The sequence below is a fragment of the Streptomyces sp. NPDC056738 genome (assembly GCF_042790435.1).
Classification (GTDB): Bacteria; Actinomycetota; Actinomycetes; order Streptomycetales; family Streptomycetaceae; genus Streptomyces.
Map to the genome: position 1 here is coordinate 602,352 of NZ_JBHTZF010000004.1, position 22,477 is coordinate 624,828.

General features: G+C 72.3%; 21 protein-coding genes. 11 read left to right on the plus strand and 10 right to left on the minus strand.

The genetic code is table 11. The annotated features are described in order from the left end of the window. Window positions 1-120 precede the first annotated feature (120 nt). From tilS to folE, 4 genes are all read left to right on the plus strand, one after another. On the plus strand, window positions 121-1,284 hold the full coding sequence (tilS, locus tag ACFRIC_RS13730) for a tRNA lysidine(34) synthetase TilS (RefSeq protein ID WP_382784060.1): 1,164 nt from the start codon (window positions 121-123) through the stop codon (window positions 1,282-1,284). 165 nt (window positions 1,285-1,449) lie between these two features. Continuing rightward, window positions 1,450-2,010, plus strand: a complete 561-nt coding sequence (hpt, locus tag ACFRIC_RS13735; RefSeq protein WP_037625953.1) for a hypoxanthine phosphoribosyltransferase — start codon at window positions 1,450-1,452, stop codon at window positions 2,008-2,010. 199 nt (window positions 2,011-2,209) lie between these two features. Further along, complete coding sequence (ftsH, locus tag ACFRIC_RS13740) at window positions 2,210-4,237, plus strand: ATP-dependent zinc metalloprotease FtsH (RefSeq protein ID WP_382784271.1); 2,028 nt, start codon at window positions 2,210-2,212, stop codon at window positions 4,235-4,237. Window positions 4,238-4,382: 145 nt separating this feature from the next. Beyond that, window positions 4,383-4,988, plus strand: a complete 606-nt coding sequence (gene folE / locus ACFRIC_RS13745) for a GTP cyclohydrolase I FolE (protein WP_382784064.1) — start codon at window positions 4,383-4,385, stop codon at window positions 4,986-4,988. Between the two features lie 86 nt (window positions 4,989-5,074). Here the strand turns inward: folE and ACFRIC_RS13750 are convergent, their stop codons facing one another. The 6 genes from ACFRIC_RS13750 to ACFRIC_RS13775 form a co-directional block, all read right to left on the minus strand. Next, a complete protein-coding gene (locus ACFRIC_RS13750) occupies window positions 5,075-5,563 on the minus strand; it encodes a DUF3180 domain-containing protein (RefSeq protein ID WP_103552701.1) in 489 nt (162 codons plus the stop codon). A 73-nt stretch (window positions 5,564-5,636) separates the two neighbouring features. Continuing rightward, window positions 5,637-6,248: a 2-amino-4-hydroxy-6-hydroxymethyldihydropteridine diphosphokinase gene (gene folK, locus ACFRIC_RS13755; RefSeq protein ID WP_361684793.1), complete on the minus strand. Its 612-nt coding sequence runs from the start codon at window positions 6,246-6,248 to the stop codon at window positions 5,637-5,639. Next, window positions 6,245-6,604 carry a dihydroneopterin aldolase gene (gene folB / locus ACFRIC_RS13760; RefSeq protein ID WP_382784069.1) on the minus strand — a complete coding sequence of 120 codons (360 nt, stop codon included), beginning with the start codon at window positions 6,602-6,604 and terminating at the stop codon, window positions 6,245-6,247. Before folB ends, folK begins: the two co-directional genes overlap by 4 nt. 247 nt (window positions 6,605-6,851) lie before the next feature. Beyond that, entirely contained in the window at window positions 6,852-7,346 is a 495-nt protein-coding gene (locus ACFRIC_RS13765; protein WP_382784072.1) for a nuclear transport factor 2 family protein, read from the minus strand. Beyond that, window positions 7,343-8,254 (minus strand): dihydropteroate synthase, encoded by a 912-nt coding sequence (gene folP, locus ACFRIC_RS13770; RefSeq protein ID WP_382784074.1) that lies wholly within the window; start codon window positions 8,252-8,254, stop codon window positions 7,343-7,345. Before folP ends, ACFRIC_RS13765 begins: the two co-directional genes overlap by 4 nt. Before the next feature lie 81 nt (window positions 8,255-8,335). After that, window positions 8,336-10,165 (minus strand): phosphatidylglycerol lysyltransferase domain-containing protein, encoded by a 1,830-nt coding sequence (locus tag ACFRIC_RS13775; protein WP_382784077.1) that lies wholly within the window; start codon window positions 10,163-10,165, stop codon window positions 8,336-8,338. A 199-nt stretch (window positions 10,166-10,364) separates the two neighbouring features. On the opposite strand from ACFRIC_RS13775, the gene ACFRIC_RS13780 reads away from it, so the two are divergent. Both ACFRIC_RS13780 and ACFRIC_RS13785 read left to right on the plus strand, forming a co-directional pair. Beyond that, the gene (locus ACFRIC_RS13780) at window positions 10,365-11,495 is read left to right on the plus strand and encodes an alpha/beta hydrolase (protein ID WP_382784079.1); all 1,131 of its coding nucleotides are present in this window, start codon (window positions 10,365-10,367) and stop codon (window positions 11,493-11,495) included. A 360-nt stretch (window positions 11,496-11,855) separates the two neighbouring features. Beyond that, window positions 11,856-13,670 carry a hypothetical protein gene (locus ACFRIC_RS13785; protein WP_382784081.1) on the plus strand — a complete coding sequence of 605 codons (1,815 nt, stop codon included), beginning with the start codon at window positions 11,856-11,858 and terminating at the stop codon, window positions 13,668-13,670. Between the two features lie 112 nt (window positions 13,671-13,782). Here the strand turns inward: ACFRIC_RS13785 and ACFRIC_RS13790 are convergent, their stop codons facing one another. After that, the gene (locus ACFRIC_RS13790) at window positions 13,783-15,174 is read right to left on the minus strand and encodes a PH domain-containing protein (RefSeq protein WP_382784084.1); all 1,392 of its coding nucleotides are present in this window, start codon (window positions 15,172-15,174) and stop codon (window positions 13,783-13,785) included. Further along, window positions 15,171-15,674 carry a PH domain-containing protein gene (locus ACFRIC_RS13795; RefSeq protein WP_382784087.1) on the minus strand — a complete coding sequence of 168 codons (504 nt, stop codon included), beginning with the start codon at window positions 15,672-15,674 and terminating at the stop codon, window positions 15,171-15,173. Before ACFRIC_RS13795 ends, ACFRIC_RS13790 begins: the two co-directional genes overlap by 4 nt. Window positions 15,675-15,705: 31 nt before the next feature. Between ACFRIC_RS13795 and ACFRIC_RS13800 the strand changes: the two genes are divergently transcribed. Further along, window positions 15,706-16,857 (plus strand): NADH-quinone oxidoreductase subunit D, encoded by a 1,152-nt coding sequence (locus ACFRIC_RS13800; protein WP_382784090.1) that lies wholly within the window; start codon window positions 15,706-15,708, stop codon window positions 16,855-16,857. Here ACFRIC_RS13800 and ACFRIC_RS13805 read toward each other — a convergent pair. Beyond that, window positions 16,822-17,976: an SAM-dependent methyltransferase gene (locus ACFRIC_RS13805; protein ID WP_382784093.1), complete on the minus strand. Its 1,155-nt coding sequence runs from the start codon at window positions 17,974-17,976 to the stop codon at window positions 16,822-16,824. The genes ACFRIC_RS13800 and ACFRIC_RS13805 overlap by 36 nt on opposite strands. Before the next feature lie 151 nt (window positions 17,977-18,127). Here ACFRIC_RS13805 and ACFRIC_RS13810 point away from each other — a divergent pair, with 151 nt between their 5' ends. The 3 genes from ACFRIC_RS13810 to ACFRIC_RS13820 all read left to right on the plus strand — a co-directional run bounded on the left by ACFRIC_RS13810 (window position 18,128) and on the right by ACFRIC_RS13820 (window position 20,768). Beyond that, a complete protein-coding gene (locus tag ACFRIC_RS13810; protein ID WP_382784095.1) occupies window positions 18,128-19,330 on the plus strand; it encodes a sensor histidine kinase in 1,203 nt (400 codons plus the stop codon). Between the two features lie 53 nt (window positions 19,331-19,383). Next, window positions 19,384-20,055, plus strand: coding sequence for a response regulator transcription factor (locus ACFRIC_RS13815; protein WP_361684771.1), 672 nt, complete (start codon window positions 19,384-19,386; stop codon window positions 20,053-20,055). Window positions 20,056-20,135: 80 nt separating this feature from the next. Next, complete coding sequence (locus tag ACFRIC_RS13820; RefSeq protein ID WP_382784099.1) at window positions 20,136-20,768, plus strand: AAA family ATPase; 633 nt, start codon at window positions 20,136-20,138, stop codon at window positions 20,766-20,768. A 211-nt stretch (window positions 20,769-20,979) separates the two neighbouring features. Here the strand turns inward: ACFRIC_RS13820 and ACFRIC_RS13825 are convergent, their stop codons facing one another. Then, window positions 20,980-22,089, minus strand: coding sequence for a DUF5937 family protein (locus ACFRIC_RS13825; RefSeq protein ID WP_382784102.1), 1,110 nt, complete (start codon window positions 22,087-22,089; stop codon window positions 20,980-20,982). Between the two features lie 158 nt (window positions 22,090-22,247). Here ACFRIC_RS13825 and ACFRIC_RS13830 point away from each other — a divergent pair, with 158 nt between their 5' ends. Next, the gene (locus tag ACFRIC_RS13830; protein ID WP_382784107.1) at window positions 22,248-22,466 is read left to right on the plus strand and encodes a hypothetical protein; all 219 of its coding nucleotides are present in this window, start codon (window positions 22,248-22,250) and stop codon (window positions 22,464-22,466) included. Window positions 22,467-22,477: the final 11 nt, after the last annotated feature.

Sequence of the window (22,477 nt, forward strand, 5' to 3'; positions counted from 1 at the left end):
CCGTGGAGCATGGGTAGGCGTGCAATGCTCGGGGAACGCCCCGGTTCTGTCACCATCTACACACTCTGAGTGACAGATCCCCGGGCTCACCCCCCGAAAACTTCATGAAGGGAACCGGACATGGGTCCCCATCCTGCGGTCGCAGCGATACGCCTGGCGGTCCGCCGCGTACTCCACGACATCCTGACCGAGCAACCGCCCGCCCACGACACCCGGCGCACGCCCGCGCGCGGTGCCGCGCGCCCCTGCGCGCCCGACGCGGAACGCGTCCCCGCCCCCGGGACGCGGCGCAGCGTCGCCGTGCCCGCGCGCGCCGCGCACGACCAGGCCCACACGAGCTCCCGGCCCCGGCCGGGCGAGGACGTCCCCCCGGCGCCGCTCGTGCTCGTCGCCTGCTCCGGCGGCGCCGACTCCATGGCGCTCGCCTCCGCCCTCGCCTTCGAAGCCCCCAAACTCGGCATCCGCGCCGGTGGCATCACCGTCGACCACGGTCTGCAGCCCGGCTCCGGGCTGCGCGCCGACGAGGTCGTGCTGCGGCTCACCGAGCTCGGGCTCGCCCCGGCCGAGTCGATCGCCGTCACCGTCGGCCGCGACGGAGGCCCCGAGGCCGCCGCCCGCGACGCCCGGTACGCCGCCCTGGACTCGGCCGCGGAGCGCCACGGCGCCACCGCGATCCTCCTCGGCCACACCCGCGACGACCAGGCCGAGACGGTCCTGCTCGGCCTCGCCCGCGGCTCCGGCATCCGCTCCCTCTCCGGTATGGCCGCGGTCTCGGGGGCCGACGGCCGCTACCGCCGTCCCTTCCTGCACCTGGACCGGCAGACCGCCCGCAAGGCGTGCATGGTCCAGTCGCTGCCCGTCTGGGACGACCCGCACAACGCCGATCCGGCCTACACCCGCTCCCGGCTCCGCCACGAGGGTCTGCCCGCCCTCGAGAAGGCGCTCGGCAAAGGAGTCGTCGAGGCCCTCGCCCGTACGGCCCAGCTCTCCCGGGACGACGCCGACGCGCTCGACGCCTGGGCCAGTCAGGCGGAGGCGTCCGTACGGGACGCGGCAGGCCTCCTGGAGTGCGCCAAGCTCTACGCCCTGCCGCCCGCCGTACGCCGCCGGATCCTGCGCCGCGCGGCCATCGAGGCGGGCGCTCCGGCCGGTTCGCTGTTCGCCCGGCACATCGAGGAGATCGACCGGCTGATCACCGGATGGCGCGGCCAGGGGGCCATCAATCTCCCGGGCAAAGTCGTCGCCCAGCGCCAGGGTGGCAGACTGGTGATTCGGCAAGGCTGAATCCGGACCCCGCACCGGGGCCGCTCACGCGGCTCCCCGGGACCCCTCGACTCGGGGCGCGGTCGGTCCGAACGGCCGCGCGGGCGTGCCGAAGGGGACCGTCGCCGGTTACATGGCGCCCTGTAGGTGACGAGCCCAAAAAAGTGGGACGGACGACCGAAAGTGATGCGGGTGGACGCGAAAGACATGGGCACCGACCTCAAGTCGGTGCTCATCACCAAGGAAGAGATCGACGCGAAGCTGGCTGAGCTGGCCGCGAAGATCGACGCGGAGTACGCGGGCAAGGACCTGCTGATCGTCGGAGTGCTCAAGGGTGCCGTGATGGTCATGGCGGACCTCGCGCGTGCGCTGTCCACCCCCGTCACCATGGACTGGATGGCCGTGTCGTCGTACGGCGCAGGCACCCAGTCCTCCGGCGTGGTGCGGATCCTCAAGGACCTCGACACCGACATCAAGGGCAAGCACGTCCTGATCGTCGAGGACATCATCGACTCCGGGCTGACCCTGTCCTGGCTGATCTCCAACCTCGGCTCGCGCGAGCCCGCCTCGCTCAAGGTGTGCACGCTGCTGCGCAAGCCGGACGCGGCCAAGGTCGCGATCGACGTCGAGTGGGTCGGCTTCGACATCCCGAACGAGTTCGTCATCGGCTACGGCCTGGACTATGCCGAGAAGTACCGCAACCTCCCGTTCGTCGGTACGCTCGCGCCTCACGTCTACGGCGGCTGAGCGTCCTCTCCCTGAGGGCCGCTCAGTCCTGGTAGGACGATCGGGAACCCCAGCGGGTTTCCCGCCGTTGGAGCATGCGTGGACAGGATTGCCAGCAGTCCCCTGCGGCTTCGGGTGACAATGCTGGGGTACCGTCCGAAGAACAGTCTTTATCAAACTCACTATGGCAGGAGGGACGGGGCGGCACCGCTCCGTATGGATGGACGTGAAGCGATACTTCCGTGGGCCGGTCATGTGGATCGTGCTGGCCGTCCTTGCCGTGGTCGTGTTGATGCAGGTCGTCGGTTCGTCCGGCGGCTACAAGACGGTGGACACCGGCCAGGTCGTCCAGGCGATCAATGACAACAAGGTCGAGTCAGCCAAGATCACCACTGGCGACGAGCAGGTCATCAAGGTCTCGCTGAAGGACGGCGAGAAGGTTGACGGCAGCTCGAAGATCCAGGCGAGCTACATCGGCGACCAGGGCGTGGCCCTGGCCAACACCCTGCAGGACAAGTACCAGAACAAGCAGATCCCCGACGGCTACACGGTCTCGCCGACCAAGCAGAACGCCTTCGTCGGGATCCTGCTCTCCCTGCTCCCCTTCGTCCTCATCGTCGTCGTCTTCCTGTTCCTGATGAACCAGATGCAGGGCGGCGGCTCCCGGGTCATGAACTTCGGGAAGTCCAAGGCGAAGCTCATCACCAAGGACACCCCGAAGACGACGTTCTCGGACGTCGCGGGCTCGGACGAGGCCGTCGAGGAGCTCCAGGAGATCAAGGAGTTCCTCCAGGAGCCGGCGAAGTTCCAGGCCGTCGGCGCGAAGATCCCCAAGGGCGTCCTGCTCTACGGGCCTCCCGGTACGGGCAAGACCCTCCTCGCACGCGCCGTCGCGGGCGAAGCGGGCGTTCCCTTCTACTCGATCTCGGGTTCCGACTTCGTCGAGATGTTCGTCGGTGTCGGTGCCTCCCGAGTCCGTGACCTGTTCGAGCAGGCCAAGGCGAACGCTCCGGCGATCGTCTTCGTCGACGAGATCGACGCGGTCGGCCGCCACCGCGGCGCCGGCCTCGGCGGCGGTCACGACGAGCGCGAGCAGACGCTGAACCAGCTCCTCGTCGAGATGGACGGCTTCGACGTGAAGGGCGGCGTCATCCTGATCGCCGCCACGAACCGGCCGGACATCCTCGACCCGGCCCTCCTGCGCCCCGGCCGCTTCGACCGCCAGATCGCGGTCGACCGCCCGGACATGCAGGGCCGTCTGGAGATCCTCAAGGTCCACCAGAAGGGCAAGCCGGTCGCTCCGAACGTCGACCTGTCCGCGGTGGCCCGCCGGACTCCGGGCTTCACCGGTGCCGACCTGGCGAACGTGCTGAACGAAGCTGCGCTGCTCACCGCGCGCAGCAACCAGAAGCTCATCGACAACGGCATGCTGGACGAGGCGATCGACCGTGTGGTCGCGGGCCCGCAGAAGCGGACCCGGATCATGTCGGACAAGGAGAAGAAGATCACCGCGTACCACGAGGGCGGACACGCCCTGGTCGCGGCGGCTTCCCCGAACTCCGACCCGGTCCACAAGATCACGATCCTGTCGCGCGGCCGTGCCCTCGGCTACACGATGGTCCTGCCGGACGAGGACAAGTACTCCACCACGCGCAACGAGATGCTGGACCAGCTCGCGTACATGCTGGGCGGCCGCGCTGCCGAGGAGCTCGTCTTCCACGACCCGACCACCGGTGCCGCGAACGACATCGAGAAGGCCACGGCCACCGCTCGTGCGATGGTCACGCAGTACGGCATGACCGAGCGCCTCGGCGCGATCAAGTTCGGCGGCGACAACACCGAGCCCTTCCTGGGCCGGGAGATGTCGCACCCGCGCGACTACTCGGAAGAGGTCGCCGCGCTCGTCGACGAAGAGGTCAAGAAGCTCATCGAGAACGCGCACAACGAGGCCTGGGAGATCCTGGTCGAGAACCGTGACGTGCTCGACCAGCTCGTGCTGCAGTTGCTGGAGAAGGAGACGCTGAGCAAGGAGCAGATCGCCGAGGTCTTCGCTCCCATCGTGAAGCGCCCGGCCCGCCCCGCGTGGACCGGCTCCTCCCGTCGCACCCCGTCCACCCGCCCGCCGGTGCTCTCCCCCAAGGAGCTGTCGCTGACGAACGGGGCGAACGGTTCGACGGCGGCCATCGCCACCGCCACGGAGTCCGTCCCGGCCACGGAGACGGCCCCGGAGGACCGCACGGAGAGCTGAGCCCGCTCGGCTCCGGGCGGCCTCACCAGGCCCGGAATGGATGCCGCGCCCCCCAGGTTCTAGCCTGGGGGGCGCGGCATTTTCGTGTGCCCGCACCTTTTGGACGCGTCGAGGCACGCACAGGCTCCACAGGAACGAGGACCAGATGACCGACCCCGTGACGCTGGACGGCGAGGGCGTGATCGGTGAGTTCGACGAGAAGCGCGCGGAGAACGCCGTACGCGAGCTCCTGATCGCGGTCGGCGAGGACCCGGACCGCGAGGGCCTGCGGGAGACGCCGGCGCGGGTCGCGCGGGCGTACAAGGAGATATTCGCGGGCCTGGTCCAGCGACCCGAGGACGTGCTGACGACGACGTTCGACCTGGGCCACGACGAGATGGTCCTGGTGAAGGACATCGAGGTGTTCAGCACGTGTGAACACCATCTCGTCCCGTTCAGGGGGGTCGCTCACGTGGGCTACATCCCGTCCACGAGCGGCAAGATCACCGGCCTGTCGAAGCTGGCCCGTCTCGTCGACGTCTACGCCCGGCGCCCCCAGGTCCAGGAGCGGCTGACGACGCAGATCGCCGACTCCCTGATGGAGATCCTGGAGCCGCGCGGTGTGATCGTGGTCGTCGAGTGCGAGCACATGTGCATGTCCATGCGGGGCATCCGCAAGCCCGGCGCGAAGACCATCACGTCGGCCGTGCGCGGACAACTGCGGGACGCCGCGACCCGCAACGAGGCGATGAGCCTCATCATGGCCCGCTAGATCCCGCTAGATCCCGCTAGATCCCGCTAGATCCCGCTAGATCCCGCTGGAGCCCGCTGGAGCCACCCGGGGGCGGCATCGCCCGGCTACGCCACCGGGGCGGTGCCGCCGTGGTGTTCGTCGTCGTCCTCCGGGAGCTTGCAGACGCGCTCCAGGAAGAAGGCGGCCGCTATCACTCCGATTCCGGCGAGGACGGAGAAGCCGGCGTAGATGGCCTGGTCGCGGCGGGCGGGGACCTCCAGGGATTCCAGGAGGAACACGCCGGTGCCGCCGTACATGCCCGCGACCAGGGCGGCCACCAGGGCGCTCGCCTGGCCGAAGACGACCGCGCGAGCGGCCATCAGCGGGTCGACGCCCTTGGCGCCGGGGCGGCGCTCGCGCTGGGCCTTGAGCCGGGAGCGCAGCGACAGGGCCGTCGCGAGGAGGACGATCGCGATCAGGGCGAGGACGATGGGGGCGGCCAGCGGGACCCGGGGCAGCGTGCCCACCGCGTTCCATAGGCGGGCGCCCGCCCAGGACAGCACTCCGGCCACCACGAAAACGGCAGCCAGTGTCCTGATCCGCAGCTCTTTCACGTTGCCCCTTCGATAGCCGCGTACGGCCGGGGCCCCGTGTCGGGCCGGCCAGTGGTCGTCTTGACCTTAACGACTACTCGGGCAGCCGGAGTTCCAGGTCGCCGCGGGCAGCGACGCCCTCGCGGGTGAGGGAGTCGAGGAGCCCGGCGACGGCGCCGCGGCCGGGGAGCTGCGCCTCGGGATCCACGTCGTGCCAGGGGGCGAGGACGAAGGCCCGCTCGTGCGCGCGCGGGTGAGGGAGGGTCAGGACCGGGTCGTCGGAGACGACATCGGCGTACGCGACGATGTCCACGTCGATCGTGCGCGGGCCCCAGCGCTCGTCCCGCACGCGGTGGAAGGCCTCCTCGACGGCGTGCGCCCGCTCCAGGAGCGAGGACGGCGGGAGGGTGGTCCTGAGCACCACGACCGCGTTGAAGTACGAGGGCTGGCTGCCCGGCTCGACACCCCACGGCTCGGTCTCGTAGACCGGGGAGACGGCCTTGACCCGGACGCCGGGGGTGTCCTCCAGGGCGTCGACGGCGCCCTGGAGGTTCTCCAGACGGTTGCCCAGGTTCGAGCCGAGGGAGATCACCGCGCGCTTGGGGTTGCTCAGCGTGGTGTCGGCGGCGTCGACCTGTTCGACCACGGAGGCGGGCACCGGCTGGACGGTCGGGTCGCTCTGACCCTCGGTGAAGGACGTGGTCATACTCGGCTCCGGATGATCGTGACGGTCACGTCGTCGAAGGGGACCGTGATCGGCGCGTCCGGTTTGTGGACGCAGACCTCGACCTCCTGGACGCCTTCGTGCTTGAGACACGTCTGGGCGATGCGCTCGGCGAGCGTCTCGATGAGGTCGACCGGATCGCCCTCGACGACGGCGACGACCTCCTCCGCCACGACGCCGTAGTGCACGGTCTTCGCCAGGTCGTCGTCGGCCGCGGCCGGGCGGGTGTCCAGGCCCAGCGTCAGGTCCACGATGAAGGTCTGGCCCTCCTCGCGCTCCTTCTCGAAGACGCCGTGGTGCCCGCGAGCCTTGAGGCCGCGCAGCGCGACACGATCCACGCGAATCACTCCTGCAATTGTCGGTGAGGGCCGTCGTACGCCGAGTGGGATCGGCACACCGGCCTCGAACGAATCTACCTGCGGGCACCGACAACGCTCACCCATCGGGGCGGGCGTCCCGGTGAAGGCCACGAGGCTTCACCGGGCGTTTCCCCTGGGGAACGCGGCGGCTCACGGGTTGGTAGCCGCCCCTACCCCGGACCGGGGATTCCAATCACCTCTCCGCCCCGGGAGCGCCCCATCCCACTCAACCGGCGGATTCCTCGTCCTCTTCCTCCCCGGACTCGGCCAGTACGGGGGAGGCGTGGTGGGACCAGAGTTTCCAGCCGTCGGCCGTGCGGCGGAACACGTTCGTGGCGACGACGAGCTGGCCCACCAGCGGGCCGAGCTCACCGCCCTCGTCGGGTGCGGGACCGCCGCTGAGGATGTTCTCGGTACAGGTCACCAGGGCCGTGTCGCCGGACACGGACACGCGCACGTCGGTGAGGAAGAACTGGATGTACTCCGTATTCGCCATGATCAGCGCGTACGAGCGGAGCACCTCGCCGCGGCCGTTCAGGACGGGCCAGCCCGGGTGGACGCAGGACACGACCGCGCCCTCGCCCTCGAAATCGTCGTCGGAGGTGTCCAGCGGGGCGAGCCACAGCGAGGTCAGTTCCTCGAAGTCGCCCCGTTCCATCGCCTCGTAGTACGCCGTGTTGGCGAGTTCGACCTGTTCGACGTCGGTACGGGGTGTGCTCACCGGGCTCCCTCTGCGGCCGGAGAGTCCGCGGTGTCCGTGCCGGCGCCGGTCCGCGCGCCCTCGACGGCACGGGCGACCCGTACGGCGTCGGCGGTGGCCCGTACCTCGTGCACACGGACCGCCCACGCGCCCTGCTGGGCGGCTATCGCCGAGACGGCGGCGGTGGCGGCGTCCCGCTCGCGCGCGGGCGGCGGGGCGCCCTCGGGGCCGGCCAGGACACGGCCGAGGAAACGCTTGCGGGAGGCGGCGACCAGCAGGGGGTGGCCGAGCGCGCGGAGACGGTCGAGGTGGGCCAGGAGGGCCAGGTCGTGCTCGGGGTCCTTGGAGAAGCCGAGTCCGGGGTCGACGACGACGCGGTCGGGGGCGATGCCGCCCGCCAGGACGGCCTCCACGCGCGCGTGGAGTTCGTCGAGGACTTCGGTGACGACGTTCCCGTACGTGCCCTGGACGTTCCCGCCGGCCAGGAAACCGCGCCAGTGCATGACCACGAAGGGGGCACCCGCAGCCGCCACGGCCGGGATCATCGCGGGGTCGGCGAGACCGCCGCTCACGTCGTTCACGAGGGCGGCGCCCGCGGCGAGCGATTGCTCGGCGACGGAGGCGCGCATCGTGTCCACCGAGACGGTGACGCCCTCGGAGGCGAGGCCGCGCACGACGGGGATGACCCGCTTGAGCTCCTCGGCCTCGTCCACGCGCGTGGCTCCGGGGCGGGTGGACTCGCCGCCCACGTCCACGAGGTCGGCGCCCTCGGCGACCAGGCCGAGGCCGTGCTTGACCGCGGCCGTCGTGTCGAACCAGCGGCCGCCGTCGGAGAAGGAATCGGGGGTGACGTTCACGACCCCCATGACCGCGCAGCGGTCCCACGTCGGCAGTCCCGCGACTCGGCCGCGCCCGCGCTCAATACTCATACGTCCAGCCTAGGCCTCCCGGCGGAGGCGTCATCGCCCTGTGATGTGACCCGTCGCCTCCGCCGGTCCCGGTACGGACGGCTACACCGCCCTGACCCCTCGTTCCGGCACCGCGTGGGCGCAGGGGCGCGGGGCCGGCGCCCGGCGGCGCAGGAGGCGGGGCAGGGCGAGATTCACGAAGCCCTCGGCCTGCATGGCGGCGAAGCCGATGCGCGGGAGGTCCCGGGAGGAGGCGTAGACCACGAAGCGCGGCTCCCAGCGCGGACGGAACTTGGCGTTGAACTTGTACAGCGACTCGATCTGGAACCAGCGCGACAGGAACACGAGCAGTCCCCGCCAGGCACGCAGCACCGGCCCCGCGCCGATCTTCTCGCCGCGCGCGAGCGCCGAGCGGAACATCGCGAAGTTGAGCGAGATCCGCTCGATGCCGAGCCGGGGCGCGGCCTGGAGCGCCGCCACGATGAGGAGTTCGTTCATGCCGGGGTCGGCGGAGCGGTCGCGGCGCATGAGGTCGAGGGACACGCCGTCCGCGCCCCACGGGACGAAGTGCAGGACGGCCTTCAGGTCGCCGTACGGGCCGGGCGTCTCGTCGGCCTTGTGCGCGGTGGCGATCAGGCAGTCGCCGTCGGACGGGTCACCGATACGGCCGAGCGCCATGGAGAAGCCGCGTTCGGTGTCGGTGCCGCGCCAGTCCTCCGCCGCGCGCCGTATCCGTTCCAGCTCGCCTTCGCCGAGGTCACGGATGCGCCGTACCCGGGTCTCGTAGCCGGCGCGTTCGATGCGTTTGACCATCTGGCGCACGTTGCGCATCGCGCGCCCGGACAGGGAGAAATCCGCGACGTCCACCACCGCCTCGTCCCCGAGTTCGAGGGCGTCGAGGCCGGTCTCACGCGTCCACACCTCGCCGCCCGTCTCGGAGCAGCCCATGACGGCGGGCGTCCAGGAGTGCGCCCTCGCCTCGTCCATGAAGCGCTCGATCGCGCCGGGCCAGGCCTCCACGTCGCCGATGGGGTCGCCGCTGGCGAGCATCACCCCGGAGACGACCCGGTAGGTGACCGCCGCCTTGCCGCTGGGCGAGAAGACGACCCCCTTGTCGCGGCGCAGCGCGAAGTGGCCGAGGGAGTCACGGCCGCCGTGCCGCTCCAGGAGGGCGCGCAGCCGGGCCTCGTCGTCCTCCGTGAGGCGGGCGGCGGGGTGTTCGGGGCGGAAGGCGAGGTAGACGGTGGTGACGGCGGTGAGCCAGCCGAGCGCGCCGAGGGAGAAGGCGACGGTCCAGGAGGTGGGTCCCGCGTAGTCGACGGGGCCCTCGAAGCCGACCAGGCCGTACAGGACGTGACTGATGCGGTCGGCCAGGCTCGGGTCGCCGATCATGCGGTCTTCGTGGACGCTGACGATGACGAGTCCGAGGACGAGGGAACCGGCGCCCATGAGAACGAAGTTGGCCAGCGCGCGCCAGCGGCTGCGTGGATCGGGCAGCGCGGCGAACTCGTCGCGGTGGCGCAGCAGCGGCAGGAGCAGCGCGGCCGAGATGACGACGCCGATCACCGAGTGGCGGTACGCGAACTGCGCGGCGGCGCCCGCGGGCAGCAGCAGCACCGCGGCGCGCCACGCCCGGCGCTTGCGGCGCCGCAGCCCGTGGGCGAGCAGCAGCAGGAGCACGCCGGCGCTGAGCGACAGTGCCGCGGCGAAGGGCCCGAACGAGCCGGGCAGCACCTCGGCGAGGGCGTGCATACGGCTGTGACGGAAGCGCGGGAAGACGCCCGCGGCGACGTCCAGGAGACCCACGAGCGTGCAGGCCCTGGCGATCAGGGCGGGGACGGCCTCCGGGCTCGGACCGCGCAACACGCGCCGCGTCCGGCCGCTCCGGCCCGGAACCCCACCCGACAATTCCCCATCTACCCTGACAGACATCGCATCCCGTGGTTCCGCGAGAGACCTTGAATCCGGTGCCATTCCGGCATCCGGCGACATTGCGCCCTCTAGGACGGTGTCTTGGGGAGACAGGTTCACTCCCTTCCGGAAAGCCGGTTCAAAAGGCAAGGAAAGTCCAGGGCAAGGCCTCGCCAATGGGCGGGACGGACCCGGACGGAAAGCGCAGGCGGTGCACCCCATGGGTCTCACGAGCAACAAGATGCTGGCTTTGGTGGTCGTGCTCGCCGTACTGCTTTTCGTCGGCACGGTGTGGTGGTGGCCCCGCCTCTCCCGGCGTACCTGGCGGTCCGTCAGCGGGCGTGTCGGGCTGTTGCTGGCCACCCAGGTGATGCTGTTCGCCTCCGTCGGACTGTCCGTCAACCAGGCGTTCGGGTTCTACGCGAGCTGGGCGGATCTCCTGGGGCGCGAGAGGGGCGAGGGCGTGGTCGTCGACCACGACGGTGCCAACGGGCCGGGCGGCGGCCCCCTCCAGGTCGTGGACACCGAGCAGGTGGCCGTCTCGGGCGGTGCGCGGCCGCGGACCGGCGGCCAGATCCAGAAGATCGACATCGTCGGCCGTACGACCCGGATCGCCACACCGGCGTACGTCTACCTGCCGCCGGAGTACTTCCAGCCGCGCTACCGCACCCGTACGTTCCCGGCGGTCACCGTGCTGACCGGGTACCCCGGCACGGCCAAGGCGCTCATCAAGGCGCTCCACTTCCCGCAGACGGCGAATCGTTTGGTCAAGGAGGGCAGGACCCAGCCGATGATCCTCGTGATGCTGCGGCCGACCGTCGCTCCGCCGCGGGACACCGAGTGCGTGGACATCCCCGGCGGGCCGCAGACCGAGTCCTTCTTCGCCAAGGACCTGCCCGAGGCGGTGTCGGCGCATTACCGGGTGGGCGGAAATCCCCGGAGCTGGGGCATCATCGGCGACTCCACGGGTGGGTACTGCGCGCTGAAACTCGCCGTCCACCACCCCGGGGTGTACGCGGCGGGCGCCGGCCTCTCGCCGTACTACAAGGCGCCGATCGACCGGACCACGGGTGACCTCTTCCGGGGCGACAAGGCCCTGCGCGACAGCGCCGATCTGCGCTGGTACCTGAAGAACAAGCCCGCCCCGGACACCTCGCTCCTCGTCACCAGCAGCAAGGCGGGCGAATCCAACTACAAGGCGACGCTCGACTTCATAGACCTCGTGAAATCCAGGAATCCCACCAGGATCTCGTCGATCATCCTCGAGAGCGGCGGCCACAACTTCAACACCTGGCGGAGGGAGATCCCGGGTGCTCTCCAGTGGCTCAGCGGACGGCTGAGCGACCGCTGAGCCCCGCCGGACACGAGGTCCGGGCGACCGGCGGGCCCCGCCGGACACGACGTCCCAGCGACAGCCGGGCCCCGCCGGACCGGCCGGGACGCGCCCCGGGGCGTCCCGGGACCAATTGGGTCGTCCGGCACCCGGAAATGCCGTTCCCGGAGGAATGCCGCCTCCCGGTGATGACGATTCGGGAACTGTCCGGAGCCCGTGGAATTGATCGCGGAGCCGGTGCGATCGGGGGGCGGGACGGGCTTTGTGGGACAAGCGGTGTGCCCTGTAGGTGCCTGGTACAGGACAAAGCCTGCGGGGACACTGGGTTTTTACCGGGCGGGGCACCAAGATTCGCCTACGCGCGGTAAGTTTCTGGCCATGCCACGTGGACGCCACCGCCATTCCCCGCCCTTGCACAGGGTGCTGCCTTCTTCGGCGATCGCCGGTGTGTCGCTCGTCTGCGCCATAGGCCCCTGGCTGTTCACGGACGCGTTCGCGCTCCGTGTCCTGGCCGCCGGTGCCGCGGCGACGGCGGTCGTCAGCGCGGTCGTCCTGCGCCAATGGGACACCGCGGCGGGCAAACGTGTCGCCGACCTCACGCGCGCGCGGGCGAGCGACGAGTGGCGTCACGAGGAGCGCGTCGCCGAACTGGAGACGGACCTCGAGGAGTCGCGCGAACTGCGCGCCAAGCTGGAGCAGAAGCTGCGCGCCAAGCGCACCGAGCTGGCCGGCCTGCGCAACGAGCACGCGGCGCTGCTGCGGCGGTACGCCACGGCCGAGACCGAGCGGGCCACCGCCCTGGAGGGTCGCCGGCAGCTCGCCATAGAGGCTTCGGTACCCGCCCGTGCCCTGCCTGCCGCGCGGACGGCTCCGGACGAGATCGACGCCGTCGACACCATCGAGTCCGCCGAGTCCGCCGAGTCCCAGGACCCCTCCGGCACGCCGGACCCGGACGCCACTCCGGTCTCCGGAGACACCGCGGACACCGCTGACTCCTCCGGAACGGCGGACGCGCCGGACACGACCGGGACGGCCGAGGCGCCCGACGCCTCCGGCGAACCGGACGCGTCCGAGGGCCCGGCATCGGGCGAGGCGTCCGAGGACCCGGCGCCGTCCGACGGTTCCGGGGGCGGAGTGGCCGCGAGCGGGTCGGACGCGCCGGTGAGCGGGTCGGACGCCATCGAGGCCTTCATCGCGCCCGACGACGACGCGGTCTCCGAGACGGAGGACGACGAGGACGACGCGAAGGCGGAGGCGGGTGCCGGGGCCGACGAGTCTCCCGAGGTCTTCTCCCCGGCCGGTTCGTCGCTCTTCCTGCGGGCCGGAGCGGCCTTGAACCGGACAGTGGGCGAGGCCCCGGAGGGCACCGGGACCGGGACGGCGCCGACGTCCGTGGCGCTCGCGCTGCCGGACGCGGACCGCGAAGCCGCCGCTCCCGGAACCGCCTCGGCCGAGGTCCCCGAGACCCGCACCGCGACCGCCAGGTCCCTGAACGACGTGCCCGCTCCCGGCGGCTCCGCGCTCGACGCGGCCGTCAAGCGGGACGCGGCGGCGAAGCGCGCTGCGATGCAGAAGGGCGCGGCCGCCACGAAGGACCTCGTCGCGACGAGGGACCGGGTGGCCGAGCGGGACACGGCCGCGAACGGCGAGGCCGCCCCGAAGAGCGCTCCGGCCACCGGGACGGGTCCCTCCGCGGACTCCGTCGCGGAAGCGGGTGGGGCGCAGGGGAAGCCCGAGGCGGCCCGCGAGCACCAGCGCGCGGCCGCCGACGCCGAGTCGTCGTCCACCGCGCCCGACAGGGCCCGCCGGGCCGTGACGGCGCCTCCGGCGCGCGCGGCGCTTCCGCCCGCCAGGTCGGCCCAGCGCTCCGGGCACTTCACCGTGCCGACCGCGGTGGCCGTCGTCCCGCAGCCCGCGCCGGTGCGGCGCCCCTCGGTCGAGGGAGGGTTCGACTTCTTCGGTACGCAGAAGGAGGCGTCCGAGGCCGCCGCCGTGGAGGCCGTGCAGAACGAGGACCTCGCCGACGTGGTCGGTCAGGAGGCGCTCGCCGAGCACGAGGCCGAGGCCGGCGCGTCCGGGGCCCGGTCCGCGGGCCAGGCTCCGGAGGGTGCCGACCGCCAGGTCATCGACCTGACCGAGCACGACGAGACCGAGCACATCGACATGACGGGGCTGCGGAGCGCGGCCTCCTGACCGACGGGGCCGCCGAGCGGGCGTGACCGGGGCAGAGCAAGCATGAGCGGGTGAGGGCGGTGGCACGAAGCCACCGCCCTCACCCGTTTTCGTTCCCTGGGCCCGGCGGGCCTCAGGCCATCCAGCGGTCCGGCCGGGCCTCCCGGCGTCCCGTGCGGGACCGGTCGGCCTGCGCCTGGAGGAGGGCCCGCGCCTCGGCGGCGTCCCGCAGCCGCGCCGTCACCGTCCTGCCGGCGCCGGCGTCGATGTGGACGTCGGCGAGCCCCTTGAAACGCTCCCAGGGCCCCTGCGTCAGCCGGACGCTCTGCGCCTTGGCGTGCGGGACCAGGTGCAGGCGGCGCCGCAGCAGCCCGCGGCGCGCCGCGAACACGGAGCCGGTGACGGCCAGTCCGTACCCGCGCCACCAGAACGGCACGCACCACCCGGCCCGCCGCGGCGGCCGGTCCAGGGCCGCGGGCACGGTCACTCCGGGCAGCACGACGGCGATCACGGCCTCGGCGACCTCGCGGGGAGCGACGGGCACGAGGACCGTGTTCGACGACCCGGCCACGTCCAGCTCGACACGCACCCATCGGCCGCGCCACAGCAGGGGTTCGACGATCCGCACGGTCTGCACGCGTCCGGGCGGCACGGTCTCGTGCGTACGGTCCAGGAGGCCGTGGTCGATGCGCAGGCCGTCGGGCGACTCGCCCACCGTCCAGTCGTACTCGCCGACGAACCGTCCCACGCTGACGCCTCCCGCCGCGCCGAGCAGGGGCAGTCCGGTCGCGAGGACCGTCCAGGCGCTGTGCGTGGCGAGCCACAGCAGCGTCGGCACGACGAGCGCGGCGGCCAGGGAGGCCCAGGTGGCGCCGGTGAGCAGCAGGGAGGCGGCGAGGACGGCGGGCGGTACGTGCAGCAGCCGCCGGACCGGCGCCTCGCCGACCTCGTGGGCGGACTCGGGCGCGAACCCGGCCGCGCGGGCGAGGAGTTCGGCACGCAGCCGCCGCGCCTCACCCTCGCCCAGATAGGCGAGTTCGTCCTTCTTGTCCGCTCCGACGACGTCGAGCTTGAGCTTGGCGACCCCCGCGACCCGGGCCAGCAGCGGCTGGGTGATGTCGACGGCCTGGAGCCGTTCGAGCCGGATGTGCGCGGTGCGGCGGAACAACAGGCCGGTGCGGATGCGCAGTTCGGTGCCGGTCACCGCGAAGTGGGTGAACCACCAGCTCAGGAAGCCGTACAGGGCGGCGCCCGGCACGACCACCGCGAGCCCCAGGAGCAGCGCGGTCGTCGTGAGCCGGGAGATCTGCTCCTGCGCCTGGCCCGGGTCGTGGACGGCCCAGCCGGCGAGGACCGCGACCGGGGCCCAGGCCCGCCGGAACGGGGTCACGGGGTGCAGCCGCCGCTCGGACAGCGGCTCCGCCTCCGGTACGGACGCGCCGTCGCCCGGTGCGCCCGGCGTGCCGGGGAGGGCTCCGGAGGCGGCCGACGGGGGCCCCGAGGAGTCCGGGGAGGCCGTGCTCACAGGCCCGCCGATCGTGCCTCGCCCAGTTCGGTGAGCCGGTCCCGCAGCCGCTCGGCCTCGGCCGGGTCGAGCCCCGGGATGCACGCGTCGGTGGCCGCGGCGGCCGTGTGGAGCTGCACGCTGGCGAGCCCGAAGTGACGTTCCAGCGGCCCGGAGGTCACCTCGACGAGCTGCATGCGCCCGTACGGCACCACGGTCTCCTCACGCCACAGCACGCCCCGGCTGATCAGCAGGTCGTCCGCGCGCTCCGCGTACCGCCAGGAGCGCCAGTTGCGCCCCAGCATGCGCCAGCCCCACGCGACGAGGGCGAGCGGCAGCAGGGCGAAGGCCGCCCAGCCAGGACCGGCGAACAGGGCGAGGAGCAGTCCGACGGCGATCGCCAGGAGCCCCAGCCACACCACAAGCAACAGCCGTCGCATCCGCAGCAGCCCCGGAGGCAGTCCGGTCCAGACCGGCTCCCCCGGGGCGCTCTCCTCGGTCCGCACGCTCCCCGTCTCCATGCGGCAAGCGTACGTACGAGAGACTGTGGCCATGACTCCCACGACGGAGACCGTGGTCGGCATCGGCGGCGCTGCCGAGAGCACCGACATGGTGCTCAACATCGGCCCCCAGCACCCCTCGACCCATGGCGTGCTGCGACTGCGGCTCGTACTCGACGGTGAGCGGATCCAGCACGCGGAGCCGGTCATCGGCTACATGCACCGCGGCGCCGAGAAGCTCTTCGAGGCGCGCGACTACCGCCAGATCATCATGCTCGCCAACCGCCACGACTGGCTGTCGGCCTTCTCGAACGAGCTGGGCGTCGTCCTCGCCGTGGAGCGGATGCTCGGCATGGAGGTCCCCGCGCGCGCGGTATGGATGCGCACGCTGCTCGCGGAGCTCAACCGGGTCCTCAACCACCTGATGTTCCTCGGCTCCTATCCGCTGGAGCTGGGCGGGATCACCCCGATCTTCTACGCCTTCACGGAGCGCGAGGAGCTCCAGCACGTCATGGAGGAGATCTCCGGCGGGCGCATGCACTACATGTTCAACCGCGTCGGCGGCCTCAAGGAGGACCTCCCGGCCGGATGGACGACACGCGCGCGTGCCTGCGTCGCCGCGCTGCGCACGCGGATGGGCGTCTACGACGACCTGGTGCTCGGCAACGAGATCTTCCGGGGTCGGACCCGCGGGGTGGGCGCCCTCGCGCCCGAGGCCGTGCACGCGTACGGGGTGAGCGGCCCCATCGCGCGGGCCTCCGGCGTCGACTTCGACCTGCGCCGCGACGAGCCCTACCTCGCCTACGGGGAGCTCCAGGACACCCTGAAGGTCGTCACGCGCGAGGAGGGCGACTGCCTGGCCCGCTTCGAGTGCCTCCTGGAACAGACGCACAACTCCCTGGACCTCGCGGACGCCTGTCTGGACCGGCTGGCCGAGCTGCCGCCCGGCCCGGTCAACCAGCGCCTGCCGAAGGTCCTGAAGGCGCCCGAGGGCCACACCTACGCCTGGACCGAGAACCCCCTCGGCATCAACGGCTACTACCTCGTCAGCAAGGGCGAGAAGACCCCCTACCGGCTGAAGCTGCGCTCCGCGTCCTTCAACAACATCCAGGCGCTCACCGAACTGCTGCCCGGGACGCTCGTCGCCGACATGGTGGCGATCCTCGGGTCACTGTTCTTCGTGGTCGGGGACATCGACAAGTAGGGCCTCGCGCAGGACCGCGTCGGGGGAGTCCCGGAGCCCGTCGGGGAAGCCGACGGGCCGGAGCAGCCAGCCGAAGTCGCCCAGCCCGCCCGGCGCCGTGAGTTCCGCCGCCTGCCCGGCGCCCGCGAGGGCGCGCACATAGCCGGCGGGGTCCGCCGACGCGAGGGCGAGCGGGGGGCGGGCGCCGCTCACGCCCAGCGCGCGCAGCGCCGCGCGCTGGGTCACCACGCGGCCCCCGGGCGCCGCGCACGCGTCGAGCGCCACGTGCGCGGTGAGGTCGCACGAGCCGTCCGGCACCGGTGCCGTCTCCCGTCCGTCCCGGAAGCCGGTGAGGGTCCCGAAGGGCGGCCGTCCGCCCGCGAAGTGCGCGTAGTCGACGGCGACGGCGAGTCCCCGGTCGAGCGCCGCCACGGCGGACGCCCAGGCGAGATCCCGGGGGAGCCCGATCTCCGCACGCGCGCCCTCCACGGGCGCGAGGGGCGCCCCAGGAGCCACTCCCGCCCCTGGTGGGTGCGGCGCTTCCTGTACGCGCTCGGGGGCCGGTTCCGCCCCCGAGGCGGGCCCGTCGTCGGGAACGGGCCACCACCACGTGCGCAGCCAGCGGGCGTCCTCCCCGGTGACCGGCTCCCCGAGACGTTCGGTCCCGTCGGCGCGGACCAGGACCCGCCGCGCCGATCCGTCCGGGCCGATCTCGGCGACGTCCACGGGCACGTTGTCGAGCCACTCGTTGGCGAACAGCAGCCCGGTGACGCCCCGCGGCGGCTCGCCGAGCCACGAGATCCGCCGGTCGAGGCCCTCCGGCCGGTCCGCCCGCTCGACGGCGTACGCGCGCACACGGCCGGCCACGTCGGCGGGGAGCGCGGCGAGGACGCCGCTCACCAGCTCGCCGCGGCCGGCCGCCATGTCCACGAAGGCCAGCGGGTCCGGGCGGCCGAGCGCCGCGTCGAGGCGGCACAGCAGCCGCGCCACGGCGCCCGCGAACAGCGGGGAGGCGTGCACCGAGGTCCGGAAATGCCCCGCGGGTCCCTCGGGGCGGCGATAGAAGCCGCGGGGCCCGTACAGGGCCTCCTCCGCCGCCTCGCGCCACCCACGCCACTCACCCGCAGCCGCACCGTCCACCGGGCCAGGCTAGGCCACGCCCCAGGCTCTCCCGGGCCGCTTCCCGGTGCCCCGGAGCGGGGGGCATCCACCTTGGGGAGTACGAGGAGCGGTCCCGGATCGGTCCTCCGGTTGACCCGGGCACACCGAACGCCTCCCTACTCTGGGTTACGTGCAGCGCCTCTATGACCTTCTCCGCAGGTACCCGACATGGGTCGACACCTTCTGGGCCGTCGCCCTGCTCGGGATCTCCTGGGTGAGCATCAGCAATGTCAACGGCGCCGCGGAAGGGCCGTCGTCGACCGCCGTGGCGCTCCCGATCGCCTTCGCGCTGAGCGCGGTCGTCGCGCTGCGCCGCCGCATGCCCGAGAAGATGCTGCTCCTGGCCGTGGCCGCGGGCCTCGCCCAGCTCGTCCTGGACGTCCCCTCGGCGCCCGAGGACTTCGCGATGCTGGTGATCATCTACACGGTCGCCGCCAACGGAGCCCGCTGGGCCTCCCGGCTCGCGCTGATCGGCGGCCTGTGCGCGGGCACGCTCGCGCAGCTCCGCTGGCCCACCGAGTCCAGCGGGCCGGGCGGCGTCTTCATCGCCATCTTCCAGACCGTGCCGTTCGCGCTCGCCTGGGTGCTCGGCGACTCGATCCGCACCCGCCGCGCCTACCTGGCGCAACTGGAGGAGCGGGCCGCCCGGCTGGAGAAGGAGCGCGAGGCGCAGGCCAAGGTCGCGGTCGCCGCCGAACGCGCCCGGATCGCACGCGAGCTGCACGACGTCGTCGCGCACAACGTCTCGGTGATGGTGGTTCAGGCCGACGGCGCCGCATACGTCATGGACACCGCCCCGGAGCAGGCCAGGAAGGCGCTGGAGACCATCTCGGGGACCGGCAGGCAGGCCCTCGCCGAGATGCGCCGACTGCTCGGCGTGCTGCGCACGGGCGAGCACCAGGAGGTCGGCGAGTACGTGCCCCAGCCCGACGTCGAGCAGCTCGACGACCTCATCGAGCAGTGCCGCACCTCGGGCCTGCCCGTCGACTTCAAGGTGGAGGGCACCCCGCGCCCGCTGCCCAGCGGGGTGGAGCTCACGGCGTACCGCATCGTCCAGGAGGCGCTCACCAACACCCGCAAGCACGGAGGCCCGAACGCGGGCGCCAGCGTGCGTCTGGTCTACTTCGACGACGGCCTCGGGCTGCTCGTCGAGGACGACGGCAAGGGAGCGCCCCACGAGCTGTACGAGGAGGGCGGCGCCGACGGACAGGGCCACGGACTGATCGGCATGAGGGAGCGCGTCGGCATGGTCGGCGGCACCCTGGACGCGGGGCCGCGCCCCGGCGGGGGCTTCCGCATCAGCGCCCTGCTGCCGCTCAAAGCGGCCCACTGACACCTGTACACACCCGGTCCGAGGACCGGCCCCGACTTAGTGAAAGGCCCCCGATGGCGATCCGCGTGATGCTCGTCGACGACCAGGTGCTGCTGCGCACCGGCTTCCGGATGGTGCTCGCCGCCCAGCCGGACATGGAGGTCGTGGCCGAGGCGGGCGACGGCGTCGAGGCCCTGCAGGTGCTGGCCGCCACCGAGGTCGACGTGGTCCTCATGGACGTACGCATGCCGAAGCTCGACGGTGTGGAGACCACCCGCCGCATCTGCTCGGACCCGAACCCGCCGAAGGTCCTGATCCTGACCACCTTCGACCTCGACGAGTACGCGTTCTCCGGACTGAAGGCGGGCGCCTCCGGCTTCATGCTCAAGGACGTGCCCCCGGGTGAGCTGCTCGCCGCCATCCGTTCCGTGCACAGCGGCGACGCCGTGGTCGCGCCGTCCACCACCCGGCGGCTGCTCGACCGGTTCGCGCCGCTGCTGCCCAACGCGGGCAAGGAGCCCCAGCACAAGGGCCTCGAACGGCTCACCGAGCGCGAGCGCGAGGTCATGATCCTCGTCGCGCAGGGCCTGTCCAACGGGGAGATCGCGGCCCGTCTGGTCCTCTCGGAGGCCACCGTGAAGACCCACGTCGGGCGCATCCTCACCAAGCTGGGACTGCGGGACCGGGTCCAGGTGGTCGTCCTCGCCTACGAGACGGGCCTCGTCCGGGCGGGCGGCCTCGGCTGACGTACGAAGCCGCGGCCTGCCGGCCGGGCGCGGCACGGAGACGTGACCGGGACGTGACCGTCGCGCACTAGGGTCTGCCCATGCTCCTGTGGATCAACGGGCCCTTCGGGGGCGGCAAGACACAGACCGCACACGAGATCCGGCGCCGGCTGCCCGGCAGCGTCATCTGCGATCCGGAACACGCCGGCTTCGGCCTGCACCGGATGCTCCCGCCCGAACTCCGGGGAGATTTCCAGGACTTGGTGTCCTGGCGGCAGGGTGTGGTCGAGGTGCTCGACCTCGCGCTCGGCCAACGGGACGGTGTGGTCATCGCCCCCATGACGGTCACGGACCCCGGGTACTTCGCGGAGACGGTCGGGCGGCTGCGTGAACGGGGCCACGACGTACGGCACTTCACGCTGCTGGCCGAGCGCGAGACGGTCCTGCGGCGGCTGCGCGAACGCGGCTTCGGGCACTTCGTGGGTCAAGTCGCCGGGAAGGACGCCCCGTTGCGGCGCGAGAGCTGGGCGGTGGGGCGGCTCGACCACTGCCTGGAGCGGCTGCGCGAGCCGGAGTTCGCCGAGCACCTGTGGACCGACGAGACGTCGGTCGCCAGGACCGCCGAGCGCATTGCGGTCCTGGCGGGGCTGACCCTCGCGCCGAACCGCGACGGCGCCCTGCGCGGACGCCTGCGCCGCGCGCGGACGAGCGTGCGCCACATCCGCTTCGACTGACCGCCCCCGGGCCACCGCCACCGTCGTCTCTCGCCCCCTCCGCCCCTACCCTCCCCCAAGGTCTCGGCTTCGCTCGACCAGGGGGACCCCCATCGCACCCGGGGCTCCGCCCCAGACCCCGCTCCTCAAACGCCGGAGGGGCTGAATTGCCCGTCGCCACTGACGGTCACGTCTCCGTCCAACCGGTGTCAGCCGGCCCCCGCGGCGCGCCTCAGCGCAGGATCCCCTCCAGGAAGTCGCTCCCCAGCCGGGCCACCACGCCGACGTCGAGCTGGTGCAGCACATAGCGGCCGCGCCGCCGGGTGGTGATCAGACCCGCCTTCTTGAGCACGCTCAGGTGCCGGGATATCTCCGGCGCGGTCATGCCGTGCACCTGGGCGAGCTCGCCGGTGGTGTACGCGCTGCGGGCCAGATGCCGGCAGATGCGCATCCGGACCGGGTGCGACAGGGCGGCCATCCGCAGGGTGAGCTGCTCGACGGAGGGCGGGGCGGCGAGCTCCGGGGAGCTGACCGGGTAGTGCAGCACCGGCTGCCACTGATAGCGGTGCAGCACCATCAGGTGCGGCCGCCCGAGGCTGGTGGGGACCAGCAGCAGACCGCCGTCCGCCGTGACCGTGGTGCTCCCCTCGGTCAGCTTGTCCACGGTGATGATCCGCGCCGCCTCGTCCAGGGACAGCGCGGAGGAGACGGAGGCCAGCGCCTCGGACAGGCCCTTGTGCCGCAGCAGATCCGTCTTGTGCCGGGCCTCAGCGGCCAGCGGGTGGCGCAGCCGGGCCCAGGTCTCCGCGAAGAACGCCTCGTCGCAGTCCTCCAGGAACTGCCGCAGCCAGGCCCGCACGCCCGGCGGGTCCATCAGCAGCCGCTCCGTGAACCGGGTCTGCTGCGGCCCCCGCGAGGCGGCCAGATCCACGGCGCGGCGCTGCACCTCGGGGTCGGAGAGGGCGTGCGGCCCCTCGGTGCCGTACGCCAGCGCGCAGGTGAACTCCAGGGCCGCGTCCACGAACTGCTCGTCGGTGAGCTTGTCCAGCAGGTCCAGGTCCTCGGCCAGGGTCCCGCCCGGCACCGAGGCGCCGCCCGGGACGCCCGCGCACGGCAGGAACAGGTCCGAGAACGTCGTGCGCCACAGGAAGTCCGCCTCGCACATGCGGTCCGCGAGGTGGGCGTCGAGCCCGGCGGTCACTCCCGTCGTCCAGCCCTGCAGCCCGGGGTGGTGCCCCGGTTCCGCCAGCGCGTGCAGCGCCATCCCCAGCTCGGCCAGCGGCGACGGCACGACGGCGACCCGCTCCGGCCGCAGGCCGCCGATGTCGATGCGCACGCTCATGTCCCCATGGTGCACCCCGCCACCGACAGCGGCCGCCGTCGATTGACGACGGCCGTCAATCAAGGCGACAGCCGCTGTGATCAGGCGCAACCTGGGACGACCGGGGCAGTCAGCACGGGGCCCTCGGACCCCATCCCTCTCCCGAGAGGCGGTCGGCCATGAGCATCACCCAGCAGTACATCCTGGACAGCTACCGGTCCTCGCAGCACGGGGACGCCCCGCCTCCGGCGCCCGGCAGCCACGACTGGGAGACCGCGCGGGAGGTGCGCGAGAACCGCCGGTTCCGGGCCGTCATGGCCGGACGTCCGGCCCGTGGGCGGCTGCGCGGAGCCCTGGGCCGTTGGCTGCACGGCGGTCACGGCCGGCCGGCCCGCTGAGCCCCGCCCGG